The organism is Actinomadura chokoriensis, assembly GCF_041463665.1.
Lineage (GTDB): Bacteria > Actinomycetota > Actinomycetes > Streptosporangiales > Streptosporangiaceae > Spirillospora > Spirillospora chokoriensis_A.
Genome location: NZ_JAXCEJ010000039.1, coordinates 1 through 14279 on the forward strand (window position 1 = coordinate 1; position 14279 = coordinate 14279).

Consider the following 14279-nt stretch of genomic DNA (forward strand, 5'->3'; position numbering starts at 1 on the left):
GCAGTTGCTGGGTGGGTATGGGTACACGCGTGAGTTCCCGGTGGAGCGGATGATGCGCGACGCCAAGATCACTCAGATCTACGAGGGCACCAACCAGATCCAGCGCATGGTCATCGCCCGCCAGCTCCTCAAGTAGGACGCGGAAGGCCGGTCTCGCCGTCAGGTGTGGCGGTCAGCTGAGCAGGCCCTCGCATCGTGCCCACTCGAAGAATCCGGCGCCGTCGCACGGCAGGTACGCTTCGTGATCGGACAGGAGATCCACTACCGCGGCGGCCTCGGCCACATCAATGATCTTGTCGCGGATGCCGCCGCAGAGTAACTCCAACGTGCCGGTGACCTTGACGCCTCGCTCCACGCCCTGGCGGCGGCCGGCTCGATCATCGATCATCGATCATCGCGATGATGCCATGAAACTCCGCGTACGCCAGGGTCGTCGCCTCGCCGATGTTGCGCATGCCGCCGCCGAGTCGTCCGTGGTACTCGGAGAACATGCCGAGGAACGGGAGAGCGGTCTCGTTGACGATGGCCAGCCACGGTTGGGCCGCGGCCTGGTAGAGCTGCGCGTGCCGGGGAGCTCCTTGAAGGAGTTCCTCCTCGACGGCGGACGTGATGGAGCACCGGTGGCCGGCGAGTAACTTCTGGAGTACCGGAAGCTGGTTGGAGCGTGCGAAGTAGTTGAGCGGTGAGCTGTCGATGACGAGGCGCTGCTGGATCAACGAAGTTCGCCCCGGAGTGCCTCCAGCGGAATCTCGTCGCGGGCAGGCAGGTCGTCGATGTCGATCTGGCCGCGCAACATTTCGGTGACGCGCTCGGCGGACATGCGATGGGTTCGATAGGCCTGTATCGCGGCGGCGGCCACGCCTGTCGGGACATAGGGGGGCATGAGCTCCTCTGTGACGCGCATGCCGCATTCGAGGTAGTCGGCACGCGTAGGAGATCTGGAGTCGAGGGCCCGGTACTCCTCACGCGAGATCAGGCCGAAGGTTCTGAGCTGGCGGAGAGTGGCGGTCCAACTCGTGCGGTATTCGGCGCTGAGGATGATCGCCGCAGGGCGTGCTTCATGCTCCATGCGGAGGGATCGCCAGCGTTCGGTGCATCCGGCACGGGGGATGAGCAGGTTGGCGGCGAAGGCGTCGATCGCCTTCTCCGTGGCGCTGGTCCCGGCTCCCCAATCGATGGAGTACGCGTCGCCGAAGAGATGGTGTCCGAGCTCATGGGCGAGCGTGGACCGACGTCGCCCTGGGGCGAGATCTCCGTTGACGAGCGCTACGCCGACGCCGCCGACCTCCGCATACGCTCCGTCTCCGCCGCCGTCTCCCAGGGAGATCGAGTAGGGGTAGAGGTCGGCTCGCTCGACGACATCGGCCAGGTCGTGAATCGGGGAGCCTGCATCGACGCCGATGAGGCATCTTGCCTGTGACGCAGCTGCTTCCGCCTGCCAACCGGGGTCTCCGGGACTGATGGCTTTCAGAGCACCCTTGGCCGTGCCCGGCCGGAGGCTACGGACCTCGACCAGGACCGCGACGTCGCGCGTGATGTCGTCGAGTGTCTGATCGCCCTTCAGGTGACCTCGCCGTTCCTCAAGGGCCGCCCGTCGGCTTACGACAGCGGCTGAAGGAGCCGAGACGAACCATTGAAGGGGGCGGTCGAGAGCGTCGGCCAAGCGCACGAGTTCCAGTGAGCTGATCTGTCTCCGGCCAGTCTCGATCTTGGTGACGGCCGTGCGGTCCAGCCCGACCTCGGTGGCCAGGGCCTCCTGGCTGAAACCACGAGCCTTGCGAGCCTCCGCTACTCGGGCCCCGACTTCACGCCATCCCTGCTCCTCCATTGTGCCATTATCGCACATGCGGTGGGGGAGGGCGCGGCGCTTACCACTGTCTGCGGAGGGCGATGTCCGGAGGGCGAACGTTCGCTACAGGCGCTGTCTTGGCCGATGCCGTCGTTGCGGTTCAGAGGTCGTGGTGGCCCTGTTTGATGGCGTCGATCATGGAACGGGCCGTCACGGTGCTGACGACGACCCGAGGCCCGTCAGGGTCCTTGGAGTCACGAACGGCGATGGCAGTGGTCAGGGGCGCCACCTCCACGCAGTCGCCGCCCTGGCCCGTGCTGTGGCTGCTCTTACGCCACCGGGCTGCGGACCGGTCCGTGATGCTCACGTGTAGCCCTCCTGAATCCTCTTGATCATTTCATGGGACTCGTGCGTCGGGAGGGATTCTCCCATGACCAAGTCGAAACGTACTCTGTACTCCGCGACAGTCGTTCCGTCTTCGATCAAGTGACTGATCTCAGGAGCCTCGTGGTAGGCCAGGTCGACTCCGCCCGGAAGGCTGAGCACCTTGAAGGAACCGTCCAAAGCGGCATACGTCACGGATGTGAAGGGCAGCGCCCGGATTTCTATTCGCGGGTTTGTTGTCGCCGTCTCGACCAGCTTGGTGAGCTGCTCGTCCATCACCTTGGGGCCGCCGACGGGGCGCCGGAGCGCGGATTCGTCGAGGACGAACCACATGCGGGGTGCGTTGTCGCGGGTGAGAAGCTCCTGCCTCGCCATACGGGCGGAGACGCGATCTTCAAGCGCGTCCAAGGGAAGGCCGGAACTCATGACGGCACGTGCGTAGGCCGGTGTCTGGAGCAGGCCGGGCACTGTCGACGCCTCGAAGGAGCGCATCGCGACGCATCCGGTTTCGATCTCGGCGTACCTGGAGAAGCCGGGCGGGGCGGCCAGGTGCTTGCCCTCCCGCTTGATCTCTCGCCACATGTGCCAGAACGCGCGGGCCGACGTTTTGAAGAAGACGTCCAGGTCGTCGGCTGACTGCTCGGACGGTGGCTTCTGGGCGGTCTCCAGTTTCTCGATCCAGCCGGGCTGGCAGCCGAGAGCTTGCGCGAGCTGGGGACGCGACAGGCCGGCCGCTTCCCGGTAGGCGCGCAGCACCGCGCCGAAGCTGCGAAGCAGCGGGTCTCGCGTGTAGCCGTCTTGGTTGTCGGGCATTGGGGGGCCTCCGTCCGGGGCCGGGGTGCCTTCTGGGATGTATTGGGGTCGTAGCACAGAGTAACTCGGGCCTGTGATGGTGGTCGTCGGAATTCGGTCACCGAAGAATTCGGGTCTTCATGATGAGCACGCTTTCGCGGCCGGAATTTGCGACGCATGTTCCTGATCGTCCGGATGGCGTGGCGGTCGGACTGGTGGGGCTGAGGCGGAACTTTCGGGAGTACTACGTCTTCTTCGGCGTGGTCACGCGGGAGTTCGTCGCGCTTGACCGGCGGGTGTGGCCATGGCGCGAGGTGGCGGCTCATCGAGATCCGAATTCGCTGGCGGCGATGTTGCGCGTGCATCGCGCGTCTGCCGGTCGGTGACCTCGACCCCCAACCAGAAGGAGACGTCTCGATGTCAGTGTCCGTTGCCGCCAAGCCTGGGACCCGTCCTCCAGAGCGTGTCGGACGCGGTCGCGTGGAGGTGCTCGGTCTGGCGGCGCTGCCGTCGGCCGTTCCGGTCGCGCGCTACTTCGCCCGTGCGCTGCTGGGCTCGTGGGAGGTGGAGGAGGAGCGCGGGTGGGCGTGCCAGCAGGTCGTCACGGAGCTGGTCGGCAACGCGCTGGAAGCGACCGGTGGTGAACCGGGTGGGACGGACATCGAGGTGCGCGGTATCGCGATGATGCTCCTGCGATTCCGGCTGTGCGCGGCGAACCTGGTCGTCGAAGTGCGCGACGACAGCTCGGCGCTCCCGCGGATCGCTTACGCCGCTCCATTGGACGAAGGCGGGCGCGGGCTCATGATGGCCGGGTCCCTGGCGTCCGGCTGGGGCATGTACACGCTGGGCGTCGGCAAGGTCGTGTGGGCGGCGTGGGATGTCGCCGACGGCTCGTGATGGTTCTGTCGTTCAAACGCGCGCTGTCGCGGAGGGCGTCCGGCCGGGAGCGGCGCGCGGCGGCGGCCGTCCTGATCGAGTTGCGGGACGAGCTGGCCTGCCAGTCGCGGTTCTGGGGAAGGCTCGCCGACCTGGAAGGGCGGGACTCGGTCCGGCGGACCTGCATGGCGGTCAAAGCGCATGCGTTCGCACAGGCGGTCGTGCGCGCGGATGAAACCCTCGGCAGGGTGCTGCGGCATGGCCGTTGACCCGGGGTAGGGCGTGTTCCTCGTCCCCGAAGCGTTCGATCCGGCGTTCGGCGGGCGTCCCTTCCGGGACACCCGCCGGTTCCGGTCGCGCTGAGAGGCGCCGGGACGGGCAGGCCGAACAGGCGATGGGCGCCCGTCCCCGTGGCCGCTCGTCAGTCGCGGGAGATCTTGAGGGTCATCGTGCCGTCCTTGTTCAGCCGCGGGCGGAACGTGACGCCGTCGTAGGTCGTGCTGGTGTCGGGCTGCCTCGCGTCGACGGTGCTGGTCATGTTGCTGCCCATGCGGAAGGTCACCCGGCTGTCCTCGATCTTGATGTGGACCGGGTCGAGGCCGAGCTTCTTGTCGAACGTGATCGTCTGGCCGTCGTGGATCCTGACCTCGCAGTCGGCGTCCGCGCACTCCTTGAGCTCGCCGCCCTGCTCGGCGGACTGCGACTGCGGGGACGACTCCGGGGCCGAGTGCGTGGCCGAGTGCGTGGCCGATTCCGGAGCCGACTGCGACTCCGGGGCCGAGTGCGACGCCGACTCCTGAGCAGGCTGCGACGCCGACTCCGGGGCCGATGGCTGGGCCGGCAGCGACGGCGGCTCCGGAACCGTCAGCGACGACCCCGGGACCGGCTGCGACGCCGACTCCTGAGCCGGCTGCGACGCCGATTCCGGGGCCGTCTCCGGTTCCGGCTGCGCGGCGGGCTGCGCGGCCGACTCCGCCGACGAGGTCGACGATGACGGGCCCGGATAGGGCCGGGACGATGGTGGGGCCGCAATCGAGGCGCTCGCGGCGGCGATGCCCGTGGTGAGCGTCAGCGAGACGGCGGCGGTCATGGTGAACAGGCCGAGAACTCTGGTCGACATCCTCTGGACTCCTGGTGATGACTTCGTTCTGCCACTGGATCATCACCCAGAGTATTGGACCGGCAAGCCTGCGTCACGTTTGCTCGTCCACCAGGAGCGTCTGCAGGGCGCGGCCGCACTCGCCGGAGGGGTCGGCCAGGGTCGCCTGGCAGAGGGCGCTGCCGCCGGGGCTGGCGTCCAGGGACGCGGCCATGCAGAGCCACTCGCCGGCCGGGTCGCGGTGCAGGGCGACGGTGAGGTCGGTGTTGATGATCAGCCATTTGGCGTAGTCCAGCTGGCCGCCGATGCCGGACGCGCTGTCGGCCAGGGTGAGGGCCCGGACGAGGGGCGTGTCGGGTTCGCCGGCGACCAGCGGGATCCGGGCGCGCGCCCACGTCGTGCCGGGGCCCGGCCGGTCGAAGGCGCCCTCGACCGGCCGCCACTCCATCGCGGAGAGATAGCCGTCCAGATGGGCGCCGGCCCAGTCCCCGAACGGCGGCGTCGAGCCGGGCAGGGGCGGCGGGTCCGGGGCGTGCGAGACCGGGGCCAGGTGCGAGGGCGCCGCCATGATCCGCCAGGCGGAGGCGCGGACGACCTGGCGTCCCTCGTGAGTGATCTCGCCTTCGAGCAGCGCGATCCTCTTCCCGGGCCGGACGACCCGGACGTTCACCTGCAGTTCGGCCACGGGCACCGGGCTCAGGATCTCGACCGTGACCCGCGCCACCCGGGTGCCTGCGACGGGGTCGTGCCGTTCGAAGGCCCGTCCGATCAGGCCGGACACCGGCCCGCCGTGCTGGAAGGCCGGTGACCAGGGCCCGGCCGTGGCCGGGGTGCTGGCGTAGCGCCCGTCCCCGAGCGGCTCGTAGAACGCCTCGTTCTCGCTCATGCGTCTCCCTCTCGCCTCCACCAGAACTTTATTCTAGTGGAGGGATCAAGAGCAGAGCTTGGACGTCGCCGTTCCCGTCTGGATCGCCGGGGACGGCGACGCGGACGCGCTCGGGGCCACCTTCACCTTCTTCGCGCCGTCCCAGTTCGCGCCCACCATGACCTGAACGCGGGAGCCGAGCGAGGTCACCTTCTTCAGCTTGGCGCCGGGGATCGCGGCGGCCAGCGTCTTGGCGGAGTCCTCCCGGCCGGGGCCGTACTGGATCTGCGTCGTCTCCAGGCCGCGCCGCGCCACACCGGGGACGACGGTCACCTGGAAGCCGAGCTTCCGCAGCTGGCCGCCCGCCTTCGTCGCGAGCCCCGGGGTCCCGATCGCGTTCAGGACGCGGACGGAGATGCCGTCCGGCGGCACGGTCAGCTCGTCCTCGGGCTTCTCCGTCGGCGTGGCGCTCGGCTTCGCGGTGTGCTCGGCCAGCGGCTGGTCGCGCCTGATCCGGGTGAACAGGTCGCGCGACCTGTGGTGGTCCCACTGGACGGTCGACTGCGGGCTCGGCGCGTTCCACAGGACGGTGTTGTAGTCCGGGTTGGACAGCGGCACCGTCGCGAACGTGAGGTCGTCGGTCGACAGGTCCTTCATCTGGTCGGCGAGCTTCGGCAGGTTGTCGGCGAGCTTGCCGTCGACGCGCAGCGACTTCAGCGCCGCGTTCATGAACTTCGTCGACTTGACCGGGTCGCCGAGCGTCTTCGTCGACAGCGCCTGCTTCAGCATCGCCGCCATGAACTGCTGCTGCCGGTCGATGCGGCCGAGGTCGCTGCCGCCGGTCAGCGAGTAGCGGGCGCGGGCGAACGCGAGCGCCTTCAGGCCGTCCACGTGCGACTTCCCGGCGGGGAGCCGCAGCCCGCTCTTCGTGTCGTTCACCGCCTCCTCGGTGCACACGTCCACGCCGCCGAGAGCGTCCACCATGTGCACGAACCCGAAGAAGTTCACCTCGACGTAGTGGTCGATGGACACGCCCGTCGCCTGCTTGACGGTGCTGACGGTCAGGTCGGGCCCGCCGAACTGGTACGCCCAGGTCAGCTTGCCCGACCGGGGCGGGACCCGCGCCCCCTTCGCCCCCTCCGAGCCGTTCGACTTGTGCGCCGGGATCGTGACGTAGGAGTCGCGCGGCAGACTGACGACGGAGACGCTGTCGTGGTCGCGGGACACGTGCACCAGCAGCATCGTGTCGGAGCGCTCGCCCTCGAAATGCCCGAGCTTGGCCGCCTTCTGCTGCTCCTTCGTCAGCCCCTCGCGGCGGTCCACGCCCGCGACGAGGATCGTCATCGCGCCCTTCGGCGCGTCCTTGCCCTTGCCGAGCCCGTCCACCGACACCTTGTCGATCATGCCGGTGACGTAGTTCTGGAACGCCCACGCGCCGCCCGAGGTGAGCAGCACGAACACCGACATGGTCCCGGTGAGGGTGAGGAAGCGCTTCTGCCGCCGGGCGCTCATCGCGGCGCGCGGGCTCAGCCCCCGGCCGGGACGGCGCGGGCCACGCGGGCCGTCCACCGAGACCCGCGGCGCGGGCATCCCGTCGATCGTCACGCCCTCGATGCCGGCGTCGGCCTCGCCGTCGTCGCCGGGCGCCGCGTGCGCGCCCGGACGCGGCCGGAAGTAGCGCTCCAGCGGATCGGGGTCGGCCGGACGACCGTCGCCGCGACCCGAGTCGTGCCCGTCTGCCATGCCGGCCGCCGCCTCCCGAAGATCACGTTCCGCCCTGCGTTCCCACCACTCTAAAGTGGGGGACGCCCGTCCGTTCGCTACCTGGACCTCGTGTCCTTGCAGTAACGTGGCGCCGTCTTGACCACACCCCGGCGGCCCGCACGCGAACCTGGGTGGCGTGGGCTGCGTCAGGCAAGAGAGCAAGAGAGAGGAAGGAGCGCCCGCCTCCGGTCTTCCGGCCGGCGCGCGTCCGCGACCCACATGAATTCGTCTCCCCGTGCCCATCGCGCCATGAACCAGGAAACCCGGTACGCCGTGAAGACCCGTCCCGACTCCGGTGAACGCACCTGGCCGGCGGTCTCGGTGGTGATGCCGGTCCTCAACGAGCAGCGCCACCTCGCCGACGCCGTGCGCGGCATCCTGTCCCAGGAGTACCCCGGCGAGCTGGAGCTCGTGCTCGCGATCGGACCGTCCCGCGACCGCACCGAGGAGATCGCCCGGGGGCTCGCCGCCGAGGACCCGCGCGTCCTCGTCGTCGCCAACCCGACCGGGCGCACCCCGCAGGGCCTCAACATCGCGATCAAGGCGTCGCAGTACTCGATCATCGTCCGGGTGGACGGGCACTCGCTGCTGCCCGCCGACTACGTCCGCGCCGCCGTCGAGACGATGGAGGACACCGGCGCCGACAACGTGGGCGGGATCATGGCGGCCGAGGGCGTCACCCCGTTCGAGAAGGCCGTGGCGCGGGCGATGACGTCCAAGCTCGGCGTCGGCAACGCCCGGTTCCACACCGGCGGCGAGGCGGGCGAGGTCGAGACCGTCTACCTCGGGACGTTCCGCCGCAGCGCGCTGGAGCGGGTCGGCGGCTACGACGAGACGTTCGTCCGCGCCCAGGACTGGGAGATGAACCACCGCATCCGGGAGACCGGCGGCCGGGTCTTCTTCACCCCGCGGATGCGGGTCACCTACCGGCCGCGTCCCAACCTGCGGGCGCTCGCCAAGCAGTACTTCCACACCGGACGCTGGCGCCGCGTCGTCGGGCGCGAGCACCAGGGGACGCTGAACCTGCGCTACCTGGCGCCGCCGATCGCCGTGCTCGCGATGGCGGTGGGCGCGATCGCGGGCGCGTTCGGGTTCTGGCCCGGCTGGCTCCTGCCCGGCGGTTACGCGGCCCTGATGATCGCGGGCGCCGCCGTGGAGGGACGCGGGCTGCCACTGTCGGCCTGGGTCCGGCTCCCGCTCGTGTTCGCCACCATGCACGTGACCTGGGGCGTCGGGTTCCTGACGAGCCCGCCGCGGCTCGGCCAGCCGACACCGGTCAAACCCGGCGAATCCATCCAGTAGCGGAGCAGAAGGCATATCCACCTCTGAACCGGCGTGCGCTCCCGCGCGTCTGAGGGCTAGGTTTGGCGGCATCTCGCCCGTCGATCCGGGCACTGGAGGGTGGACATGTCCAACGGAGCACGCCACGGCCTCGGCGTCGTGGCCGGACTCGTCTTGACGCCGGTCATCACGCTGTGCCTGATGTACGGGGTCGGCAGGCTGCGCATCGTCTACAGCTTCGGCATCGTGCGGTTCCAGAGCTACTACGGGAAGGAACTGTGGATCGGCCTAGCGGTCATCGCCGTCGCGGCGGTGCTGCTCGGCCTGCTGACGGGGTCGCGGCTGTCACCGGTCGCCTCGCTGCTCGCCGGGGCCGTCTACACCGCCATCGGGCTCATCTGGCTGATGTGGCCGCGCTGGGCGATCACCCATCCCGACGACGACGTCCTGCCGAGGGACTTGGAGGCCGGCTACGGGATGCTCGGCCCCGTCGGCGTCTTCTTCATTCTCGGCGTGCTTCTCCTGGTCGCCTCGCTTGCTCCGTCGCGGTGGAAGGCCCGGACGCCCGCCGGATCCGCGCCGAGCTTCGGCGCACCGCCGCCCGCGCCGATGGGCCCGCCGCCCATGCCCGGCGCCGCGCCCCACATGGGCGCGCCGCAGCCGCCGCCCGCGCAGAGCCCCTCGTGGCAGGGCGCGCCCCAGTTCGGTGCGCCGCCGCCCGCCCAGCCCGCCGCGCACAACCCGCCGCCGCTTCCGTCCACCCCTCCCGCGGCGGAGAAGAAGCCGGAGCCGTCCATCGACAGCGGCTCGGACGACGACGAGCCCGGCGAGTGGACGCGCATGTACGGCGGCAACCGCCCGCAGTGACCGGACCCCGCAGTGACCGGACCCCGCAGTGACCGGACCGGGCAGTGACCGAGAGCGGGGCCGTCAGACGGCCGCGAGGACGCCGGGGACGTCGTTGACCACCATCGCGTCGAATCCGGCGTCCGCGTAGGTCGGCGCCGCCTCGGCGGTCGGGCACCAGGCGATCGCCTCCAGCCCGGCCTTGTGGGCGACGTCCACGCAGTGCTCCAGCGGACGCAGCCGCGTGTCCGGGTGGTCGATCCCGCACGACCCGGTGTGCACGGCGACGGCGTCGAGGCCGAGCCCGGCGGCGGCCGGGACGGCGTGCCACAGCGGGAACCGCAGCCACGTCAGCAGCCCCAGCGGCACACCCGGCAGTTCCTCTTTCAGGAACACCAGCAGCGACGGGTCGAACGACGTGACGAGCAGCCGGCGGCGCTTCGCCTCCCGCCTCAGCAGCGGGACGAGCAGCGTGCCGGTGCGCCGGGACGGCTCGTCCAGCGCGTCCTCGAGGACGGTCTTCACGTCCACGTCCACCGCGACGTCCGCCGGCAGCGCGTCGAGGATCTCGGCGAGCCGGGGCAGGCCGCTGGCGGTGGCGGGCAGGTCGATCAGGTGGTCGCCGTCGACCGTCGTCGGGTCGTGCCGCAGGACGAGATGGTCGTCGGCGGTGCGCGTCACGTCGATCTCGACCCAGGGACCGCCGGGGGCGTGGCGGAGCGCGTCGACGGCGGCGAGCAGCGACGGAAGCGTGTTCTCGGAGACGGGTGTCTCGGCTCCGGCCGGCGTGAGGTCACCCGACCCGTAGCCGCGGTGCCCGATGACGGTGGGGGCGTTCTCGAAGATCAAGGGTTCACCTCGGTGGCGAGATGTTCGGCGACGACGGCGTCGAGGGGCTGGGTGACCTTGAGGTTGCGCTCGCTGCCCGCGACCACCCGGATGGGGACGTCCGGCAGGTAGCGGTGCACGATCCCGCAGTCGTCGGTCGCGCGGAGGGCCGGGTCGGCGAGCGCCAGCTCGTAGGCCTTGCGGATGGTGCCGAGCCGGAAGCCCTGCGGGGTCTGGAACCGGCTCAGCGTCTCGCGGGGCGGCATCGAGACGACCACGCCCCCCTCCACCACCACGATCGTGTCGGGCGAGGGGACGCCCACGGCGACGGCCTCGCAGCCGTCGAGGGCGTCGAGCACGCGGTCGATGACGGGAGCGTCCACGAACGGGCGGGCCGCGTCGTGGAAAAGGACGCGGACGTCGTCGGGGCGCCCGTCCAGCACGCGCAGCGCAGCGACCGTGGACGCGGTACGGGTGTCGCCGCCCTCGATCACGGCGGCCGTCTTGCGGAACGGCGCGGCGATAGCGGCGGCGTCGCGCAGGTGCCCGGACGCCATCACGACCACGACCTCGTCGATGCCCGGATGCGCGTCGAACGCGCCGATCGCGTGCGCCAGGATGGGCCGCCCGCCGACCTCCATGAGCTGCTTCGGGCGTCCCGCGCCCATGCGCTCGCCGACCCCGCCGGCGAGCACCACCGCAACCGTCCGCGCCGCCATGTCTCCCGATCTTCCCGACAGGTCTCCCGACACCCGTTCCCGGCCTCCCGGCCATGCTCAACGTACCGGACGGCCCCCGGGCGAGGGGCGGACGAACCCGCTCGGCCCGCCCGGACGCGCCGGATCGAGTATGGTTACCTCGCCGTGCCGGGGTCGCGCTGGCGGTATCGGCACCGCTCCACCACGACGGCACCGTCCGCCCGGCCGAGGGCCCGGCTCGTTCGCGTGTGCCGCGGCGACCGCCTAGTTTGGCGTCCTGACCGGCGGCGAGAGCGTCGTCCCGTGCGCGACGCACGGACCTGTTCGACCTGGAGGAAGAGGAAGCATGATCGGCATGGTGCTGGCGGCGGGTGCGGGCCGGAGGCTGCGGCCCTACACCGACACCCTCCCCAAGGCCCTGGTCCCGGTGGACGGCGAGACGACCATCCTGGACATCGCCCTCCGCAACCTCGCCGAGGTCGGGCTGACCGACGTCGTCATCGTCGTCGGCTACTGCGCGGGCGCCGTCGAGGAGCGCAAGGCCGCCCTCGAGGAGCGGTACGGCGTGAGCATCACGCTCGTCCACAACGACAAGGCCGAGGAGTGGAACAACGCCTACTCCATGTGGCTGGCTCGGGAGCACTTCTCCAAGGGCGTTCTCATGGTCAACGGCGACACGGTCCATCCGGTGAGCGTCGAGAAGACGCTATTGGCGAACCGCGGGCCGGACGTCCTCCTCGCCGTGGACGATGTGAAAACTCTCGCCGACGAGGAGATGAAGGTCATCCTCGACGGTGAGGGTCACCTGAAGACCATCACCAAGCTGATGGACCCGTCGGCCGCGGGCGGCGAGTACATCGGCGCCACCCTGATCGAGCCCGCCGTCGCCGAGGCGCTGGCCGACGCCCTCAAGGCCACCTGGGAGCGCGACCCCGACCTCTACTACGAGGACGGCTACCAGGAGCACGTGAACCGCGGCGGCCGCGTCGGCGTCGCGCCGATCGGCGAGGTCGACTGGGTCGAGGTCGACAACCACGACGACCTGGAGAAGGCCCGGCGGATCGCCAAGGGCTACTGACCGGCCCGGCGGTCCCGGACGACGTAGGCGCCCGACCCGAGCGAGGAGGCACATGCCCCTGCTGACGCGGATGCTCAACGCGCCGCTCTCCATCGACGTGCGGCGCGGTGCCGTCGCGGCCCTCGGCGAACTGCTCGCCGACCGGCGGATCGTCACCGAGGGACGGGTGGCGATCGCGGTCGGCCCCGGCCAGGGCGACCAGATCGCCGAGCAGGTCCGGCCGTCCCTGTCGGCCTGCGACCTGTTCCAGGTCGAGGGCGGCACCGTGGACGCGGCCGTCGCGCTGGCGTCCAAGCTGCGCGCCGGATCCTACGAGGCCGTCGTCGGGATCGGCGGCGGCCGGACGATCGACGCCACCAAGTACGCGGCGACGCTGTCGGGCATCCCGATGGTGTCGGTCGCGACGAACCTGTCCCATGACGGGATCTGCTCCCCGGTCGCCTCCCTCGTCCACGACGGCGGCAAGGGCTCGTTCGGCGTGGTGATGCCGCTCGCGATGATCGTCGACCTCGACTACGTGCACGCCGCGCCCGCCCGGCTGATCCGCGCGGGGGTCGGCGACGTGGTGAGCAACTTCTCCGCCGTCGAGGACTGGCTGCTCGCGTCCGAGCAGTGCGGCGAGCGGGTCGACCGGATGGCGCTCACCGTGGCGCGCACCGCCGCCGAGGCGCTGCTGCACCAGCCCGGCTCGATCGAGGACGACCGGTTCCTCACCGTCCTCGCCGAGAGCCTGGTCCTGTCCGGGATGTCGATGGCGTTCGCCGGCGACTCCCGTCCGGCGAGCGGCGGCGACCACGAGATCCTGCACGCCATCGACCAGCTCTACCCGGACACGGCCAACCACGGGGAGCTCGCCGGGATCGGCGCGGCGTTCTGCTACCACCTGCGCGCCACCCGGCTCGGCGACGGGGCGGAGCGGCTGCGGGAGATCCTCGGCTGCCTCGGCAGGCACGGCCTGCCCCGGCTGCCCGGCGACATCGGGCTGAGCGTCGAGCAGTTCACCGAGGCGGTGCTGCTCGCGCCGCAGACCCGCCCCGGCCGCTACACGATCTTGGAACATCTCAGCCTCGACAAGGGCGAGGCCCGCAAGGCGGTGGAAGAGTATGTCCAGGCCCATGGAGGCTGAGCTCCCCGGGCATTCCGACGCGCCCCCCGGTGACGACCAGCGGCCGCACCGCAAGGGCGCGAAGGTCGCCGACGTCCGCCGGTACGGCCAGCCGCCCGGTCTGAAGGACCGGCGCAACGAGGAGCACTGGGCGGGCCGCCTCTACATGCGCGACCTCTCCCCGTACTTCGGGTGGATCGCGCTGCGGCTCGGCTTCAGCCCGAACCAGCTCACCTACATGATGATGGCGAGCGGCGTGCTCGCCGGCGTCGTCGTGTCGCTGCCGGTGGACCCGCTGTGGACGGCGCTCGGCGGCGCCGTCCTCATCCAGGTCTACCTGCTGCTCGACTGCGTGGACGGCGAGGTCGCCCGCTACCTGCGGCAGACGTCGGTGGCCGGGGTGTTCCTCGACCGCATCGGCCACTACCTCTCGGAGATCTCGCTGCTCGCGGGGCTCGGCTTCATGGCCCAGGGCGGGTGGAGGAACGGCGGCTGGGTGGAGCTCGGCCTCGTCGCCGCGCTCGGCGCCGCGCTGATCAAGGCCGAGACCGACAACGTCGTCGTGGCCCGCGCGAAGTCGGGGCTGGCCGCCGACCCGTCCGGCGGCGACCGGGCGCTGCGGCCCCGCTCCACCCGCATCGCGCTCGCCCGGCAGGCCGCGTCCATGCTGCGCTTCCACCGGATCATCGGCGCCGTGGAGCTGTCGCTGCTGATCCTCGCGGCGGCCGTGTTCGACACCGTCCTCGGCAACGAGACCCCCGTCGCGGTCCGCGTCCTGACGGTGGCGGTGGCCGCGGTCGCGGTCCTGCAGACCCTGCTCCACCTGGTCAGCATCCTGGCCTCCCGGAGGCTGAAGTGAAACTCTCCGTCGTCG

19 protein-coding genes are annotated in these 14279 nt (G+C 70.7%); 9 read left to right on the forward strand and 10 right to left on the reverse strand.

Features of this window, described 5'->3' with window-relative positions; genetic code table 11:
• The coding region (locus SM418_RS36070; protein ID WP_371941829.1) for an acyl-CoA dehydrogenase family protein at positions 1 to 136 on the forward strand (136 nt) is incomplete at its 5' end.
• 36 nt (positions 137 to 172) lie between these two features.
• Here the strand turns inward: SM418_RS36070 and SM418_RS36075 are convergent.
• From SM418_RS36075 to SM418_RS36095, 5 genes are all read right to left on the reverse strand, one after another.
• The gene (locus tag SM418_RS36075) at positions 173 to 388 is read right to left on the reverse strand and encodes a PIN domain-containing protein (protein ID WP_371946120.1); all 216 of its coding nucleotides are present in this window, start codon (positions 386 to 388) and stop codon (positions 173 to 175) included.
• A complete protein-coding gene (locus tag SM418_RS36080; protein WP_371946119.1) occupies positions 378 to 716 on the reverse strand; it encodes a PIN domain-containing protein in 339 nt (112 codons plus the stop codon). The genes SM418_RS36075 and SM418_RS36080 overlap by 11 nt, the downstream gene beginning before the upstream one ends.
• Positions 713 to 1828 (reverse strand): helix-turn-helix domain-containing protein, encoded by a 1116-nt coding sequence (locus tag SM418_RS36085; RefSeq protein ID WP_371946118.1) that lies wholly within the window; start codon positions 1826 to 1828, stop codon positions 713 to 715. The genes SM418_RS36080 and SM418_RS36085 overlap by 4 nt, the downstream gene beginning before the upstream one ends.
• Before the next feature lie 121 nt (positions 1829 to 1949).
• Entirely contained in the window at positions 1950 to 2156 is a 207-nt protein-coding gene (locus tag SM418_RS36090; RefSeq protein ID WP_371946117.1) for a DUF397 domain-containing protein, read from the reverse strand.
• The gene (locus SM418_RS36095) at positions 2153 to 2929 is read right to left on the reverse strand and encodes a helix-turn-helix domain-containing protein (protein ID WP_371946116.1); all 777 of its coding nucleotides are present in this window, start codon (positions 2927 to 2929) and stop codon (positions 2153 to 2155) included. Before SM418_RS36095 ends, SM418_RS36090 begins: the two co-directional genes overlap by 4 nt.
• A gap of 176 nt (positions 2930 to 3105) precedes the next feature.
• On the opposite strand from SM418_RS36095, the gene SM418_RS36100 reads away from it, so the two are divergent.
• Genes SM418_RS36100 through SM418_RS36110 form a run of 3 tightly spaced genes read left to right on the forward strand, consistent with a single transcriptional unit; the run spans position 3106 to position 4110 of the window.
• Positions 3106 to 3351 carry a hypothetical protein gene (locus tag SM418_RS36100; protein WP_371946115.1) on the forward strand — a complete coding sequence of 82 codons (246 nt, stop codon included), beginning with the start codon at positions 3106 to 3108 and terminating at the stop codon, positions 3349 to 3351.
• Between the two features lie 31 nt (positions 3352 to 3382).
• On the forward strand, positions 3383 to 3862 hold the full coding sequence (locus SM418_RS36105; protein ID WP_371946114.1) for an ATP-binding protein: 480 nt from the start codon (positions 3383 to 3385) through the stop codon (positions 3860 to 3862).
• On the forward strand, positions 3859 to 4110 hold the full coding sequence (locus SM418_RS36110; protein ID WP_371946113.1) for a hypothetical protein: 252 nt from the start codon (positions 3859 to 3861) through the stop codon (positions 4108 to 4110). Before SM418_RS36105 ends, SM418_RS36110 begins: the two co-directional genes overlap by 4 nt.
• Before the next feature lie 152 nt (positions 4111 to 4262).
• Here the strand turns inward: SM418_RS36110 and SM418_RS36115 are convergent, their stop codons facing one another.
• The 3 genes from SM418_RS36115 to SM418_RS36125 all read right to left on the reverse strand — a co-directional run bounded on the left by SM418_RS36115 (position 4263) and on the right by SM418_RS36125 (position 7548).
• A complete protein-coding gene (locus SM418_RS36115; protein WP_371946112.1) occupies positions 4263 to 4961 on the reverse strand; it encodes a hypothetical protein in 699 nt (232 codons plus the stop codon).
• A 73-nt stretch (positions 4962 to 5034) separates the two neighbouring features.
• On the reverse strand, positions 5035 to 5826 hold the full coding sequence (locus SM418_RS36120; RefSeq protein ID WP_371946111.1) for a thioesterase family protein: 792 nt from the start codon (positions 5824 to 5826) through the stop codon (positions 5035 to 5037).
• A 45-nt stretch (positions 5827 to 5871) separates the two neighbouring features.
• Complete coding sequence (locus SM418_RS36125; protein ID WP_371946110.1) at positions 5872 to 7548, reverse strand: LCP family protein; 1677 nt, start codon at positions 7546 to 7548, stop codon at positions 5872 to 5874.
• Between the two features lie 270 nt (positions 7549 to 7818).
• On the opposite strand from SM418_RS36125, the gene SM418_RS36130 reads away from it, so the two are divergent.
• Together SM418_RS36130 and SM418_RS36135 are read left to right on the forward strand one after the other, a co-directional pair.
• Positions 7819 to 8871, forward strand: coding sequence for a glycosyltransferase (locus SM418_RS36130; RefSeq protein ID WP_371946109.1), 1053 nt, complete (start codon positions 7819 to 7821; stop codon positions 8869 to 8871).
• A 105-nt stretch (positions 8872 to 8976) separates the two neighbouring features.
• Positions 8977 to 9717 (forward strand): hypothetical protein, encoded by a 741-nt coding sequence (locus SM418_RS36135; protein ID WP_371946108.1) that lies wholly within the window; start codon positions 8977 to 8979, stop codon positions 9715 to 9717.
• 63 nt (positions 9718 to 9780) lie between these two features.
• Here SM418_RS36135 and SM418_RS36140 read toward each other — a convergent pair whose 3' ends face one another.
• Both SM418_RS36140 and ispD read right to left on the reverse strand, forming a co-directional pair.
• Positions 9781 to 10545, reverse strand: coding sequence for a glycerophosphodiester phosphodiesterase (locus SM418_RS36140; RefSeq protein ID WP_371946107.1), 765 nt, complete (start codon positions 10543 to 10545; stop codon positions 9781 to 9783).
• Positions 10542 to 11243 (reverse strand): 2-C-methyl-D-erythritol 4-phosphate cytidylyltransferase, encoded by a 702-nt coding sequence (ispD, locus tag SM418_RS36145; RefSeq protein ID WP_371946106.1) that lies wholly within the window; start codon positions 11241 to 11243, stop codon positions 10542 to 10544. Before ispD ends, SM418_RS36140 begins: the two co-directional genes overlap by 4 nt.
• 325 nt (positions 11244 to 11568) lie before the next feature.
• Here ispD and SM418_RS36150 point away from each other — a divergent pair, with 325 nt between their 5' ends.
• The 3 genes from SM418_RS36150 (at position 11569) to SM418_RS36160 (ending at position 14264) form a co-directional block, all read left to right on the forward strand.
• Entirely contained in the window at positions 11569 to 12300 is a 732-nt protein-coding gene (locus SM418_RS36150) for a phosphocholine cytidylyltransferase family protein (protein ID WP_371946105.1), read from the forward strand.
• Between the two features lie 70 nt (positions 12301 to 12370).
• On the forward strand, positions 12371 to 13426 hold the full coding sequence (locus tag SM418_RS36155) for an iron-containing alcohol dehydrogenase family protein (RefSeq protein ID WP_371946123.1): 1056 nt from the start codon (positions 12371 to 12373) through the stop codon (positions 13424 to 13426).
• On the forward strand, positions 13416 to 14264 hold the full coding sequence (locus SM418_RS36160) for a CDP-alcohol phosphatidyltransferase family protein (protein ID WP_371946104.1): 849 nt from the start codon (positions 13416 to 13418) through the stop codon (positions 14262 to 14264). Before SM418_RS36155 ends, SM418_RS36160 begins: the two co-directional genes overlap by 11 nt.
• Positions 14265 to 14279: the final 15 nt, after the last annotated feature.